The sequence below is a fragment of the Streptomyces subrutilus genome, assembly GCF_008704535.1.
Classification (GTDB): domain Bacteria; phylum Actinomycetota; class Actinomycetes; order Streptomycetales; family Streptomycetaceae; genus Streptomyces; species Streptomyces subrutilus.
On the sequence record NZ_CP023701.1, the window covers coordinates 6823847 to 6836470 of the forward strand.

Here is a 12624-nt window from a genome sequence, read left to right on the forward strand (position 1 = left end):
CGGGACCGCGGGACGGGCTACGGTCCGCCGGCCGCGCCCCCCGGCCCCTCCGCCGGCGCCGCCCACAGGTGGGCCAGGGTCGCGAGGACGAGGCGGCATACCTCGTCCGGGTCGGCTCCCGCCAGCGGTTCGCGGGCCACGACCGTGCGCATCAGGCCGATGCCCAGCAGCCAGGCCATCGACAGGTCCGCACGCAGGGGCCCGTCCGGCGCGTCCGAGAGCGAGGCCAGCGCACGCTGGTACTCCTCGCCGAGTTCGCGCAGGGTCCCGGCCGCGTCCTCGCCGCGCCCCACGGAGCGCAGGTACACCTCCAGGGAGCGGTCGGCCGTGCCGGCGGAGCTGTTCGTGAGCATCGAACGCAGCGCCGTCTCGAACAGCTCCTCCGGCGGGGTGGCCCGCACCTGCTCCAGTCCGCCGCGGGCGAGCACCTCCGTGAGCAGCCCCTGCTTCGACCCGAAGTAGCGGAAGAGCAGCGCCTGGTTGGACCCGGCCCGCTCGGCGATGTCCCGTACGGTGGCCCGCTCGTAGCCCCGCTCCGCGAACAGGTCGCGCGCCGCGTGGAGTATCCGCAGGCGGGTGGCCGCGGCGTCGCGTCGGCGGTCGGCCGTCCGCGGGCCCGTGGCTTCGTCCATCGTCGAGGTACCTCGTTCGCCGTGCCGGTCGTTGCCGTCCGCCGTCCGTCCGCACCTGCGGTCCGGACGCGGCCCGTCAGGATAGCCACGCCGAGGCGCCGTTGACCGGCCGGGTCCGCGGTCCTACGTTTGTAAGCAGTCGCTTACATACAGGAGGCCCGCCGTGACCGCACCGGACACCGACACCGACTCCGCCACACCCCTCGCGTACCCCTTCAACTCCGCCGAGGGACTCCAGCTCGCCGAGGCGTACGAACAGGTCCGCGACCGGCCCGGCCTGTTACGCGTCCAGCTGCCCTACGGCGAGCCGGCCTGGCTGGTGACCCGCTACGCCGACGCCCGACTGGTCCTCGGGGACCGGCGCTTCAGCCGCGCCGAGGGCGTGCGCCACGACGAGCCCCGCCAGTCCGAGGGACGCTCCGACAGCGGCATCCTCGCCATGGACCCGCCCGACCACACCCGGCTGCGCTCGCTGGTGGCACGCGCCTTCACCGTCCACCAGGTGGAGAAGCTCCGGCCCCGGGTCCGCGAGCTGACCGCGGGCCTGCTCGACGGCCTGGAGGCCGCCGGACCCCCCGCCGACCTGGTCGACGGCTTCGCGCTGCCGCTGCCCGTCGCGGTGATCTGCCGGATGCTCGGCGTTCCCGAGGAGGACCGCCCCCGCTTCCGGGTCTGGAGCGACGCCGCGCTCTCGACCAGCTCCCTCAGCGCTGCCGAGTTCGCGGCCAACCGCGAGGAACTGCGCGACTACATGCGCACCCTGATCCAGAGCCACCGCGCCGAGCCCCGGGACGACCTGATGACCGGGCTCATCGAGGCCCGCGACGGCGCCGACCGGCTCTCCGAGCTCGAACTCGTCGACCTGTGCGTGGGCATCCTGGTGGCCGGCCACGAGACCACCGCCTCGCAGATCCCGAACTTCGTCCTGACCCTGCTCGACCACCCCGAGCAGCTCGCCCTGCTGCGCTCCCGCCCCGACCTGGTCCCCAACGCGGTCGAGGAGCTGCTGCGCTTCGTCCCGCTGGGCAGCGGCGCCGGCCAGCCGCGCTACGCCACCGAGGACGTCGAAGTCGGCGGGACCCTGGTCCGCGCGGGCACCCCGGTCCTCGTGGCGACCGGCGCCGCCAACCGCGACGCGCTGCGCTTCGGCGCCCCCGGAGTCCTGGACATCACCCGCGAGGGCGTCCAGCACCTCGGCTTCGGCCACGGGGTCCACCACTGCCTGGGCGCCCCGCTGGCCCGCCTCGAACTCCAGGAGGCCGTGGGCGCGCTCATCACCCGCTTCCCGGGCCTGCACCTCGTGGGCGACGTGACCTGGAAGTCGCAGATGCTGGTACGGGGCCCCCGCGTCATGCCGATCGGCTGGTGAGCGCCGTGCCCGGGAAGTGGACCGTACGGGTGGACCGGGGGCTGTGCCTCGGCTCCGGCATGTGCGCGGCCGTCGCCCCCGAGGTGTTCGCCCTGGAGGACGAACACGCCTCGGTGCGGCAGCCGGAGACCGGCGAGGACCCCCGCCTGCTGGACGCGGCGGACATCTGCCCCGCCCAGGCGATCACCGTGCACGAGGACGGCACCCTGATCGCGCCCCGCCGCTAGGCCGTCCCCTCCGGACCGTGCCGGGCGCCGGAGCCGACGTCCGCCACCCCGCGCCCGGCGAACGGGCTCGGGCCGGTCCCGGTTCCGGGTCGCGTGGACCTCCCCGTGGCCGGCCCGGCCGGGGAGTCTTCTCCTCAGGGCGAGGCCGCGGCCCGGTCCGCGGTACGGACCGGGCCGCGGCAGGGCGGGCAGGAGTCGGGCAGGGCGGGGCGTGGCCCCGGTCAGGCCGACGGCACGCCGGCCGCCCGCTCCCGGTCACCGGGCTCCCAGGGCGGGGGCGCGGCCGACTCGGTCCAGGTCGCCAGGTCCGTGCCGTCGAGGCAGACGATCCCGCAGGAGGCGGCGTAGTCGAGGGCCGGGGCGGTGAAGGAGCTGGTGGTCACGACCACCGCCACGTCCGCCTCGTGGACGGCGAAGCAGGTGCCGCCGAAGCGCTGGAGGTCCTGCGAGCCGACGCGGTTGTCCTCGGCGTAGTGCTTGCACTGGATGACGACGCGCAGCCCGTCGGGGGTCGTGGCGATCACGTCGGCGCCCAGGTCGCCCGCACCGCCCACCACCTCCACCGGCGTGCAGCCGTCCCGGGCGCACAGCGCGGCGACGGTGTGCTCGAACCCGTCGGCGTCCACCGCCCCGTGGTCCAGCGCCCGCGTTCCGACGTCCGGCACCTCGGGTTCGGCCGGGGCCGGCGGCAGGGTCGGCACGCTCAGCGCGTCGGCCACCGCCGGTACGTCCGGAGCGGGCGCCGGGGCCAGGACCGTACGGGCGAGGGAACGGCGCCGAACGGGTGAGATGCTCCACCGGGCCAGCGCCAGCCCCGCCAGCAGGACCAGGACGATGGCCACGGGCACCACCGGTATCCCCGGCGCCGCCGCCCCGGCCGTCTTGAGGAACACGGCCACGCCGCCCACGCATATCCCCGCGAGCCCCACGGCCAGCACCACGTCGCGCCCGATCGGCCCGGAAACCCGCCCGACCGCCGCCGCCCTGCTCTCTTCCCCCGATGACGTCATGCGGGAGCCCTCCCTCGATTCGTACGGACGCGTCGTGCACGGCGCCGTTCCCACGCGCCGCGGTCCCGAACCCGCGACGGGTTCGGGACCGCGGCGGACGCAGGTCGGTGCGGGTCAGCGCTTGAAGATGTCCTTCATCTTCTCCTTGGCCTGCCGGGCGTCGCCCTTGGCCTGCTCGGCGCGGCCCTCGGCCGTCAGCCGCTCGTTGCCCACCGCGCGTCCGGCCGTCTCCTTGAGCTTGCCCTTGGCCTGCTCGACCTTGGCCCGGCTCTTCTCGTTGTCCGACACAGCTGATCACTCCCTGGGGGACGGGAACAACGTACGTCCCCCGTCTGACCGCGATCGGCGCCCCCAAACGGAAGATCCGGATATCCCTTTCCGCGGAGATCCGCCCGGTTGCGGGGGCACACTTCGGGGGTAGGGGCGGGTGACGACGACAACCGGCTTGAGGAGGCACCGTGGAGCGGGACAGCGTGGTGGGACAGATCGTGGCCAGACGCAGTGGGCGCACCGTCGAGGAACTGGAGCCCGGGACGGACCTGGCGGAGGACCTGGGCCTCGACGACGTCGCGGTGATCGGGATGCTGGCCGATCTGAAGGCCGCCGGCTACCACGTCCAGGACGGGGTGGACCTGGGCAGCCTCACCACCGTGCAGGCCGTCCTCGACGCCGTCAGCCTGGCGCCGTGACCGGCCGGTGCGGCGGCGCGGGCGCGCCGGACCGGCCTCGTAGGGTGGACCGATGCGCCATCACGATCTGATCGTCATCGGAGCGGGTTCCGGCAACGCCGTCGTCGACGGGTCGTTCGCCGGACTCGACGTGGCCGTCGTCGAGGAGAAGTGGTTCGGAGGGACCTGCCTCAACGCCGGCTGCATCCCCAGCAAGATGCTCGCCTTCGCCGCCCACGTCGCCTCCACCGTCCGCGAGGCCGGTACGTACGACGTGGACGCGGAGCTGCGCGCGGTGCGCTGGCGGGAGCTGCGCGACCGGGTGTTCGGGCGGCTCGACGCCGCGCGGGAGGAGGGCCGCCGAGGACGCGAGGCGGACGACGGGATCACCGTCTACGGCGGCCGGGCCCGCTTCACCGGGCCCCGCCGCCTGGTCGTCGAGCTGCCGGACGGGCCCGTGGAGGTGGCCGCCGACCAGATCGTCATCGCGGCGGGCGGCCGCCCGCTGGTCCCCCCGCCCGTGGCCGACTCGGGCCTGCCGTACGAGACGTCCGACACCGTCATGCGCGTCGACGCCCCGCCCCGGCACCTGGCGGTGCTCGGCGGCGGCTACATCGCCGCCGAGCTCGCCGAGGTGTTCTCAGAGGCGGGCAGCGCCGTCACCATCGTCGAGAAGGAGGAGCGGCTGCTCGGCCCGCAGGACGAGACTGTCGCCGAGCTGTTCACCGACCTGGCCCGCGACCGCTACGACCTCAGGCTCGGCCGGGAGGTCACCGGGGTCGGCGGCCGGCCGGGTGCTCTGCGGCTCACCCTGGACGACGGCTCGACGGTCGAGGCGGACATGCTGCTGGTCGCCGCCGGGCGCGTGCCCAACAGCGACCGGCTGGACCTCGACGCGGCCGGCGTGAAGACCAGGGACGACGGTCGGATCGTGGTCGACGCCTACCAACGGACCACGGCCGAGGGGGTCTTCGCGCTCGGCGACATCTGCACCCCGGTCCCGCTCAAGCACGTGGCGAACCGCGAGGCCAAGGTGGTCGCCCACAACCTCCTGCACCCGGACGACCTGGTGTCGGCCGATCACGACGGGGTGCCGGCGGCCGTGTTCACCCGCCCCCAGATCGCCTCCGTCGGCGCCACCGAACAGGACTGCCGCGACCGGGGGCTGGAGTACCTCGTGGGCACGGCGCAGTACGCCGACGTCGCCTACGGGTGGGCGATGGAGGACACCACCGGCTTCTGCAAGGTGCTCGCCGAACCCGGCACCGGCCGACTGCTCGGAGCACACCTGATGGGCCCGCAGGCCCCCACCCTCATCCAGCCCCTGGTGCTGGCGACGACCCTGGGCATCGACGCGGCCACCCTCGCCGACACCCCGTACTGGATCCACCCGGCGCTGACCGAGGTCGTGGAGAACGCGCTCCTCGACCTCGGTCTGTGAGCGCCGGCGGGACCGGACCCGCGCCCGGTCAGCGGCGGCGGGACCGCCCGCGGGCCGCCCATCCGCTGGCGACGCCGCCGACGTGCAGCGCCAGGACGGCGAGGCCGATCAGCATGAAGTTGGTGGAACTGAAGACGTGGTTGGTCGAGATCTCTGCCGCGTTGATCAGGAACGCGATGAAGAACAGGACTGCGGCGGCTATGCCCAGCATGGTCGGCCCTCTCTCTAGGTGAGGGCCGTGTGCCCCGCCCGGGCGGGTCCATGAGCCGTCGGGCGGCCGGATCGCGTTCTACGGAGCGGGAGTTCGGACGTGGGCGGTGTCGATGACGCAGAACGGGTTGCCCTCGGGGTCGGCGAGGACCACGAAGTCGGGGTCCTCGGGATAGGAGTCCCAGTCGACCCGGCGCGCGCCGAGCGCCACCAGGCGGTCGATCTCGGCCCGCTGTTCGGCCGCGTCGGCCGCGTACAGGTCGAGGTGGACGCGCGGGTGCCGCGGTACGGGGGACGTGCTCAGGCCCAGGGCCAGGCCGGGCCCCGGTCCGTGCGCGGGAACGAGGAGGGTCCAGTCGCGGGGCCCGTTCGCGGGGCCCCCGCCCTCGGGGTCGCGGGGGACGTAGTCGAGCGCCGCGCCCCAGAAATCCGCCGCCCGTCGTACGTCCGCGGCGCCCATGACGATCGTTCCGATGCTCAGCATGGGCCGATTCTGGCAAACGCCGTCCGGTGGGCGGGTGTCGGCGGCCCTCAGGCGGCGTGGCGGGCGCGGCGGCCGTGGCGCGCCCGGGTCTCCGGGCCCTCCCGGCCGGCGGGGCCCTGCCGGTCCGGGGCGTCGGGCACCGCCGTCAAGTGCCTTCCGCGCTGCGCGGGTCGCTCCTCGTGCGGGGCGAGCATGTGCTCCTCGTAGCGGCCGAGGGCCAGCACGGCGCACAGCAGGAGCGGGGGGACGAGGAGCACGGTGAAGATCACGCGAGGGCCCTCCGGCAGGAAGTCGGTCCTCCGCGCGCCTGCCCCGGCCGGCGGACCGGAACCGCCGTCGGGGCCGGATGGCGGAAAACGGACCCTGCCGGGGACCCCGTGCCGTGCGGGCTACGCGGGCTGCCCGGGCCCCGGCGTCGCGAGCGGACTGCGGTCGAGCCGGGCCAGCAGGTCCGCGGGGTCGTCGTACACGGCGGCCGCCCCGGCCCCCTCCAGGTCGGCGCGCGGGATGCCGCCGCACAGCAGCCCCACGCAGGTCACGCCGGCCCGGACGGCGGCCTCCATGTCCCACACGGTGTCCCCGACGAACACCGCCCGTCCGGCCGGCACCCCGGCGAGGTCCAGCGCGTGCCGGACGGGCTCGGGGGCCGGTTTGCCCTCCGCCACGTCGTCCGAGGTGGAGGTGGCGGTGAGGGCGTCGTCCGCGTCGACGGCGGCGCGCAGCGCGCTCAGCTCCCGGTCCTTGGCCGAGGTGACGAGCAGGACCTTCCAGCCGGCCCGCGACAGCGTCCGCAGGAGCTCCGCGGCCGAGTCGAAGGCGGCGAGGCGGTCGAAGTACGTGGCGTAGAGGGTGTCGTGGGCGGCGCTGATCCGTGCGTCGGCCGACCGGTCGCGGTCCTCGCCCAGGAGGTGGCCGAGGAGGTCCTCGCCGGGCAGGCCGATCGCACGGTGGACGGCGTGCATGGGCACGTGGTGGCCCGCCTGGCGCAGGGCCTCCCACCAGGCCGTCACATGGAGGTGGTTGGTGTCGGCGAGGGTGCCGTCGACGTCGAAGAGCGCGGCGCGGTCCACGGGGCCCGTCCTCACAGGTCCCGCAGGGCGGGCAGCAGCTTCGACCCGGCCCACTCCAGGAAGGGCTCCTGCCGGTCGCCGCCGATCTGGACCAGCGCGACCTCGGTGAATCCGGCCTCCGCGTAGGGGCGTACCGCCTCGACGAACGCCTCCACGTCGTCGCCGCACGGGATCGCCCCGGCGACGTCCTCGGGCCGGGTGTGCTCCGTCGCCTGGGCGAAGCTCGCCGGTCCGGGGAGCTCGGCGTTGACCTTCCAGCCTCCCAGCGACCAGCGGAACTGGTCGTGGGCGCGCGCCACCGCCGCGCCGCGGTCGGTGTCGTAGCAGACGGGGAGCTGCCCGACGCGCGGTTTGCCCGCGCCGCCGTACGCGTCGAAGGCCGTCAGCAGCTCCGGTTTCGGCTCCGTGGCGATCACGAGGTCGGCGTGCCGGCCCGCGAGCTCGCAGGAGCGGTCGCCCGAGACGGCGATCCCGATCGGGGGCTGCTCGTCGGGCAGGTCCCACAGCTTCGCGTTCTCGACGTCGAAATGGGTGCCGTGGTGGCTGACGTACCCGCCGGCGAAGAGCGAGCGGATGATGCCGACCGCCTCCTCCAGCATCTCCAGGCGGACGTGCGCGGCGGGCCAGCCGGCTCCGACGACGTGCTCGTTCAGGTTCTCGCCCGAGCCGAGGCCGAGGCGGAAGCGGCCCTCCGAGAGCAGCTGCACGGTGGCCGCCTTCTGCGCGATCACCGCGGGGTGGTAGCGGAAGGTCGGGCAGGTCACGTACGTCATCAGCGGGATGCGCGCCGTGGCCTGCGCGGCCGCCCCCAGGACGCTCCACGCGTACGGCGCGTGCCCCTGGGATGCCAGCCACGGGAAGGAGTGGTCGGAGATGACGGAGAAGTCGAAGCCCGCCCGCTCCGCGCCCACCACGTGGGAGACCAGCTCGCGCGGTCCGGCCTGCTCGGTCATCATTGTGTATCCGATTTGCACCATGTGGAGCGCATTGCCGCGAATGCAACGATCCAAACCCCGCGACCGGCCCCGGACGGCCGCGACCCGGTGGCCGGGAGGGCGCTCACCCCGCGTCCGTGCGGAGTCACGGCAGGTGAAGCACGGTGCCGTGCTTTCCTCCGAAGATCGACGTGAACGCGGATGGAGCGCCCGTATCGGGGCAGCGGCCCCGTGTCGTCATCAGCGTCCGCGTGTCCGCCGCCCGCGGATCGCCCGCGACCCCACCGGAGGCAACCCGTGTCCAGTACGGCTCTCACCGCCAGCGCGTTGCCCGAAGGCCTGCTGGCCCTGCCCGGCGTCTACCAGCCCCAGGCCGACACCCGGCTCCTCGCCGGGGCGCTCGCGCACGAACACCTCGGAGCGCACACGCACGCCCTGGAGATCGGTACCGGTACCGGCGCACTGGCCCTCCACACGGCGCGCCGGGGCGCCCGCGTCACCGCGGTCGACGTGTCCTGGCGCGCCGTGCTCACGGCGCGCCTCAACGCCCTGCGGCGCGGACTGCCGCTCGAAGTGCTGCACGGCGACTTCGCCGCCCGCACCCGGGGCCGCCGCTTCGACCTGATCCTCACCAACCCGCCGTACGTCCCCGCCCCGGCCGCCGCCCCGCCGGCCCGGGGGCCGGAGCGGGCCTGGGACGCGGGCGTCGACGGACGCGCGGTCATCGACCGGATCTGCGCGGACGCCCCCCGGCTGCTGCGGCCGGGCGGCGTGCTGCTGATGGTGCACTCGGCCATGTGCGGGGCCGACGAGACGGCGGACCGGCTGGCCCGCCAGGGACTCTCCGCCCGAGTCACCACCACCGCCTCGGTGCCGTGGGGCCCGGTCCTGCGCTCGCGCCGGGCCTGGCTGGAGCGCCGCGGCCTGGCGGCCGGCGGGGAGCAGTGGGAAGAGCTGGTGGTCATCCGTGCCCGGTACCTCTGACGACGGGGCGCGCCCGGCGGAGACGCCGGACGCGGACCCGCCCGCACCCCCGACGGCCCCCGCACGCCGGGTGAGCGTCGATCCGCAGGGCCCCGTCCTGATCGAGGGCCCGGTCGAGATCGTGCTGGACGACGGCACGGTCGCCCGCTCGGACCGCTTCACGGTCGCGATATGCACCTGCCGCCGCAGCCGCACCTACCCCTGGTGCGACACCAGCCACCGCCCGCGCGAGCGCAGCGCCGCGCCCCCCGAGGACAGGAAGCCGTCATGACACCGCCCAGCCCCGCCCCGAGCACGAGCCCGACGTCCACCGTCGGCGGCGCCCTCCTCGTCGACGGCCGCGGCGAACTCTCGCACGCCGTCGTCGAGGCCCTGCGCTCGGGCCGTGCCCCCCAGTACGCCCCGGGCGCCGTACTGAAGGCCGACCCGTGGGGCGAGGACCTCCAGCTCGCGCTGCACCTGCTCTACGAACTCCACTACCGCGGGGTCGACGGCGTCGACGACGCGCGGGAATGGGACCCGGACCTGCTGTGGCTGCGCCGCGACCTGGAGACCCTGTTCCTGCACGCCCTTCGCACCGACCTCGCCGACGCGCCCCGCACCGCCGAGGAGGCCTTCGCCCCGCTGCTCGTCGAGCCGGTCGACCTCTCCGGCAGCCTCAGCCAGTACCTCGCCACCGAGGGCGAACTGTGGCAGCTGCGCGAGTACGCCGCGCTGCGCTCCCTCTACCACCTCAAGGAGGCCGACCCGCACGCCTGGGTCATCCCCCGCCTCACCGGCCGCGCCAAGGCCGCCATGGTGGCCATCGAGTACGACGAATTCGGCGCGGGCCGCGCCGACCGGGTCCACGCCCGGCTCTTCGCCGACCTCATGGTGGACCTCGGCCTGGACCCCGCGTACGGCCGCTACCTCGACCAGGCCCCCGCGCCCCTGCTCGCCACGGTGAACCTGATGTCCCTCTTCGGCCTGCACCGCGCCCAGCGCGGCGCCCTCGTCGGCCACTTCGCCTGCGTCGAGGTCACCTCCTCCCCGGGCTCCCGGCGGCTGGCCAGGGCCATGCGGCGCTGCGGGGCGGGACCGGCCGCCGAGCACTTCTACGCGGAGCACGTCGAGGCCGACGCCGTCCACGAGCAGATCGTGCGCCACGAGGTCGTCGGCGGCCTCCTCGCCGACGAACCCGGCCTGGAGGCCGACATCGCCTTCGGGTGCGCGGCCACCGTCCTGCTGGAGGACCGCCTCGCCCGGCACCTCGCCACCGCCTGGAACCAGGGCCGCAGCGCCCTGCGCACGCCCCTCCCGTAGCAGCGGACATCCGGGGCCCGGTGCCCGTGCCGCCCCGCATGCGGCCGGGCACACCGGGTAAGCGCGGGCCATGACCGTGAAGAAGACGAGCGTCCTGGTACTGGACTGCGCCGATGCCGAGTCCCTGGCCCTGTTCTACGCCGACCTGCTCGGGGCGGAGGTGAGACCGGGCCCGGGGGCCGACTTCGTCGAGGTGGTCGGCGGCGCCGGCGTCCACCTCGCGATACGCCGCGACACCGGCTACGCCCCGCCGAGCTGGCCGCGCCCGGAGGACTCCCAGCAGGCCCACCTGCGGATCGTGGTCGCCCCGGGCGACCTCGACGAGGCGGAGCGCGAGGCCGTCTCGCTGGGCGCCCGCCCCCTGGAAGCCGACGCCGAGGACGGCCCGCACGACGCCCGCCTGCTCAGCGACCCCGCCGGGCACTCCTTCACCCTGGCCACCAGCGGACCGGCCCGGTGACCCGGCGTCCGGGCGGGGCGCCTCAGTGCGCCTCGCCGGACGCCGTGGTGCAGGCGATGCACTCCGCGTCGATCTGATCGGCGAGCCGGTTCAGCACCCCGGTCATGGCCAGCACGGTCGGCGCATCGGCGTCCGTCTCGTCGGCGTCCGTCGCCTCCTGCCAGTCCTCCGCGACCCGGCGCAGCAGCGCCGTGACCTGCTCGGCCGGGATGAGGAGCCCGCCTTCTTCCGTGGGGATCAGAGGGATGGGGATCTGGATCATGCGGCGAGCCGCCTCTCGCAGAGGTGTCGGGTACGCACCGTTCGGACGCCCCTTTCCCACAACGGCTACCCGGGCAGGCCGCCGCCAACCGGGCGGGCGCCCCGGGAGTCCCGCGGCGCGACCCCGCCGGCGCCGGCCGCGGCGGCCCGCACCGGTCCGGCCGTGTGAGCCGGCGGTCCCGGGGCAGGCGCCCCCCGAGCGGACCCGAACGATCCGTCCGGACGCGCACCGCGGCCGGAGAACCGAGAAGGAGTTGTTTTCGCGTGACGGAGAACGTGTGGACCTACCCCTCGACCTCGGGCCACCTGGCGGGCACCGACCTGACCGGGTACAAGGTCGAGGCGACGGACGGCGGCATCGGCAAGGTCGACAAGCACTCGGAGGAGGTCGACGACGCCTACCTGGTCGTCGACACCGGAGTGTGGATCTTCGGCAAGGAGGTCCTCCTCCCCGCCGGCACGGTGACCCGCATCGACCCGGCGGAGAAGACCATCCACGTCAACCGGACCAAGGAGCAGATCAAGGACGCCCCGGAGTTCCACCGGGACAAGCACCTCGGCGACACCCAGTACCGCGAGGAGATCGCCGTGCACTACAGCACCGGCGGGCCCTTCGGCGGTCCCCACGGCGGCGGTCACCGGGCCTGACGCGCGGCCCTCACCCCGCGGAGCCCCGCGGGGCGACCACGGTGAACAGCGCTCCGTCGGAGTCGGCGAGCGCGACCGAGCGGCCGGCACTGGACGTCGACACCGGGGAGGCGGCCCGCCCGCCCAGGCGGGCGGCCGCCTCCATGGCTTCCTCCAGGTCCGGAACCCGGAAGTGGACGTGCCAGCGCGGGCGGACCAGCGGGTCGGGATCCTCCTCCAGCGCGCCGCCGCTGATGCGGGCCACCGTGTCGTGCCCGTGGCGCAGGACGACGTGGTCCTGCTCGTACGAGACGGTGCAGCAGCCGGGCCGGTCACCGGCCCAGTCGAGCACCTCCCCGTAGAAGATCGCGGCGGCGAAGGCGTCGCGCGTCCGCAGCTCCAGCCACGCGGGAGCGGTGCCGCGCCCGACCGACCAGTCCGGGATCACCTCGCCCTGCCAGAAGCCGAACACGGCGCCGGCCGGGTCGGCGGCCAGGGCCGCCCGGCCCGTACCGAAGGCCAGCGGGCCCACGGCCATGGTGGCGCCGCGCTCCCGGATGCGGGCGGCGGTGACGTCCGCGTCGTCGACCGCGAAGTACGGCGTCCACGCCGAGGGCATGCCCAGCCGCCCTGACAGGGCACTGAGGCCGGCGACCGGCGTCCCGTGGTGGAAGGCGACCGCCGAGCCGTCGCCGACGCGGTCGGGCCGGAACTCCCAGCCCAGCACGGCGCTGTAGAACCGCTGAGCGGCATCGAGGTCCCCCGTCAGCAGGCTGACCCAGCACGGGGCACCGAAGACCTCATCACTCGACGTCGACACAGCTGTCAGCCTCATCTGCCGTTCGCGGGGGGACACGGGACCCTGCCACGTTAGCCCCGCCGCGGGTGCGCGCCCGTGAGGCACGGCGCGGGTCCGGCCAACCGGGCCGCCGCCCGGCGTGCCG

At 74.9% G+C, this 12624-nt stretch carries 19 protein-coding genes; 9 read left to right on the forward strand and 10 right to left on the reverse strand.

The features are described from left to right. Positions 1-17 precede the first annotated feature (17 nt). A complete protein-coding gene (locus CP968_RS30405; RefSeq protein ID WP_150521028.1) occupies positions 18-632 on the reverse strand; it encodes a TetR/AcrR family transcriptional regulator in 615 nt (204 codons plus the stop codon). Positions 633-795: 163 nt separating this feature from the next. Between CP968_RS30405 and CP968_RS30410 the strand changes: the two genes are divergently transcribed. Together CP968_RS30410 and CP968_RS30415 are read left to right on the forward strand one after the other, a co-directional pair. After that, positions 796-2001 (forward strand): cytochrome P450, encoded by a 1206-nt coding sequence (locus CP968_RS30410; RefSeq protein WP_150521029.1) that lies wholly within the window; start codon positions 796-798, stop codon positions 1999-2001. Then, the gene (locus CP968_RS30415) at positions 1998-2228 is read left to right on the forward strand and encodes a ferredoxin (protein WP_167536876.1); all 231 of its coding nucleotides are present in this window, start codon (positions 1998-2000) and stop codon (positions 2226-2228) included. The genes CP968_RS30410 and CP968_RS30415 overlap by 4 nt, the downstream gene beginning before the upstream one ends. A gap of 221 nt (positions 2229-2449) precedes the next feature. Here the strand turns inward: CP968_RS30415 and CP968_RS30420 are convergent, their stop codons facing one another. Together CP968_RS30420 and CP968_RS30425 are read right to left on the reverse strand one after the other, a co-directional pair. Next, a complete protein-coding gene (locus CP968_RS30420; protein WP_150521030.1) occupies positions 2450-3238 on the reverse strand; it encodes a restriction endonuclease in 789 nt (262 codons plus the stop codon). A gap of 114 nt (positions 3239-3352) precedes the next feature. Continuing rightward, positions 3353-3526: a CsbD family protein gene (locus CP968_RS30425; protein ID WP_150521031.1), complete on the reverse strand. Its 174-nt coding sequence runs from the start codon at positions 3524-3526 to the stop codon at positions 3353-3355. A 170-nt stretch (positions 3527-3696) separates the two neighbouring features. On the opposite strand from CP968_RS30425, the gene CP968_RS30430 reads away from it, so the two are divergent. After that, positions 3697-3927 (forward strand): phosphopantetheine-binding protein, encoded by a 231-nt coding sequence (locus tag CP968_RS30430; RefSeq protein ID WP_150521032.1) that lies wholly within the window; start codon positions 3697-3699, stop codon positions 3925-3927. A gap of 52 nt (positions 3928-3979) precedes the next feature. Beyond that, positions 3980-5347, forward strand: a complete 1368-nt coding sequence (locus CP968_RS30435; protein WP_150521033.1) for a mycothione reductase — start codon at positions 3980-3982, stop codon at positions 5345-5347. Positions 5348-5375: 28 nt separating this feature from the next. On the opposite strand, the gene CP968_RS30440 is transcribed toward CP968_RS30435, so the two are convergent. The 5 genes from CP968_RS30440 to CP968_RS30460 form a co-directional block, all read right to left on the reverse strand. Then, entirely contained in the window at positions 5376-5558 is a 183-nt protein-coding gene (locus CP968_RS30440; RefSeq protein ID WP_150521034.1) for a hypothetical protein, read from the reverse strand. Between the two features lie 78 nt (positions 5559-5636). Continuing rightward, positions 5637-6041: a VOC family protein gene (locus CP968_RS30445; RefSeq protein WP_150521035.1), complete on the reverse strand. Its 405-nt coding sequence runs from the start codon at positions 6039-6041 to the stop codon at positions 5637-5639. 47 nt (positions 6042-6088) lie between these two features. Further along, on the reverse strand, positions 6089-6310 hold the full coding sequence (locus tag CP968_RS30450; RefSeq protein WP_150521036.1) for a hypothetical protein: 222 nt from the start codon (positions 6308-6310) through the stop codon (positions 6089-6091). A 120-nt stretch (positions 6311-6430) separates the two neighbouring features. Then, positions 6431-7111, reverse strand: coding sequence for an HAD family hydrolase (locus tag CP968_RS30455; protein WP_150521037.1), 681 nt, complete (start codon positions 7109-7111; stop codon positions 6431-6433). A gap of 11 nt (positions 7112-7122) precedes the next feature. Beyond that, positions 7123-8088, reverse strand: a complete 966-nt coding sequence (locus tag CP968_RS30460) for an LLM class F420-dependent oxidoreductase (RefSeq protein ID WP_150521038.1) — start codon at positions 8086-8088, stop codon at positions 7123-7125. A gap of 255 nt (positions 8089-8343) precedes the next feature. Between CP968_RS30460 and CP968_RS30465 the strand changes: the two genes are divergently transcribed. The 4 genes from CP968_RS30465 to CP968_RS30480 all read left to right on the forward strand — a co-directional run bounded on the left by CP968_RS30465 (position 8344) and on the right by CP968_RS30480 (position 10792). Next, on the forward strand, positions 8344-9030 hold the full coding sequence (locus CP968_RS30465) for a HemK2/MTQ2 family protein methyltransferase (protein WP_229886505.1): 687 nt from the start codon (positions 8344-8346) through the stop codon (positions 9028-9030). After that, positions 9014-9301: a CDGSH iron-sulfur domain-containing protein gene (locus tag CP968_RS30470; RefSeq protein WP_150521040.1), complete on the forward strand. Its 288-nt coding sequence runs from the start codon at positions 9014-9016 to the stop codon at positions 9299-9301. The genes CP968_RS30465 and CP968_RS30470 overlap by 17 nt, the downstream gene beginning before the upstream one ends. Then, positions 9298-10332, forward strand: a complete 1035-nt coding sequence (locus CP968_RS30475) for an iron-containing redox enzyme family protein (RefSeq protein WP_150521041.1) — start codon at positions 9298-9300, stop codon at positions 10330-10332. Before CP968_RS30470 ends, CP968_RS30475 begins: the two co-directional genes overlap by 4 nt. Before the next feature lie 70 nt (positions 10333-10402). Beyond that, a complete protein-coding gene (locus tag CP968_RS30480; protein ID WP_150521042.1) occupies positions 10403-10792 on the forward strand; it encodes a VOC family protein in 390 nt (129 codons plus the stop codon). 22 nt (positions 10793-10814) lie between these two features. Here CP968_RS30480 and CP968_RS30485 read toward each other — a convergent pair whose 3' ends face one another. Beyond that, positions 10815-11054 carry a DUF6213 family protein gene (locus CP968_RS30485; RefSeq protein WP_150521043.1) on the reverse strand — a complete coding sequence of 80 codons (240 nt, stop codon included), beginning with the start codon at positions 11052-11054 and terminating at the stop codon, positions 10815-10817. A gap of 263 nt (positions 11055-11317) precedes the next feature. Here CP968_RS30485 and CP968_RS30490 point away from each other — a divergent pair, with 263 nt between their 5' ends. Beyond that, on the forward strand, positions 11318-11701 hold the full coding sequence (locus CP968_RS30490) for a PRC-barrel domain-containing protein (protein WP_150521044.1): 384 nt from the start codon (positions 11318-11320) through the stop codon (positions 11699-11701). A gap of 10 nt (positions 11702-11711) precedes the next feature. On the opposite strand, the gene CP968_RS30495 is transcribed toward CP968_RS30490, so the two are convergent. Then, positions 11712-12449: a VOC family protein gene (locus CP968_RS30495; RefSeq protein WP_150522225.1), complete on the reverse strand. Its 738-nt coding sequence runs from the start codon at positions 12447-12449 to the stop codon at positions 11712-11714. Positions 12450-12624 lie beyond the last annotated feature (175 nt).

Bases quoted from the DNA above. Each gene is read 5' to 3' on its own strand.
- CP968_RS30475 (WP_150521041.1), top strand. From the start codon at position 9,298: ATGACACCGCCCAGCCCCGCCCCGAGCACGAGCCCGACGTCCACCGTC.
- CP968_RS30420 (WP_150521030.1), bottom strand. From the start codon at position 3,238: ATGACGTCATCGGGGGAAGAGAGCAGGGCGGCGGCGGTCGGGCGGGTT.
- CP968_RS30460 (WP_150521038.1), bottom strand. From the start codon at position 8,088: ATGGTGCAAATCGGATACACAATGATGACCGAGCAGGCCGGACCGCGC.
- CP968_RS30445 (WP_150521035.1), bottom strand. From the start codon at position 6,041: ATGCTGAGCATCGGAACGATCGTCATGGGCGCCGCGGACGTACGACGG.
- CP968_RS30405 (WP_150521028.1), bottom strand. From the start codon at position 632: ATGGACGAAGCCACGGGCCCGCGGACGGCCGACCGCCGACGCGACGCC.
- CP968_RS30435 (WP_150521033.1), top strand. From the start codon at position 3,980: ATGCGCCATCACGATCTGATCGTCATCGGAGCGGGTTCCGGCAACGCC.
- CP968_RS30440 (WP_150521034.1), bottom strand. From the start codon at position 5,558: ATGCTGGGCATAGCCGCCGCAGTCCTGTTCTTCATCGCGTTCCTGATC.
- CP968_RS30480 (WP_150521042.1), top strand. From the start codon at position 10,403: ATGACCGTGAAGAAGACGAGCGTCCTGGTACTGGACTGCGCCGATGCC.
- CP968_RS30485 (WP_150521043.1), bottom strand. From the start codon at position 11,054: ATGATCCAGATCCCCATCCCTCTGATCCCCACGGAAGAAGGCGGGCTC.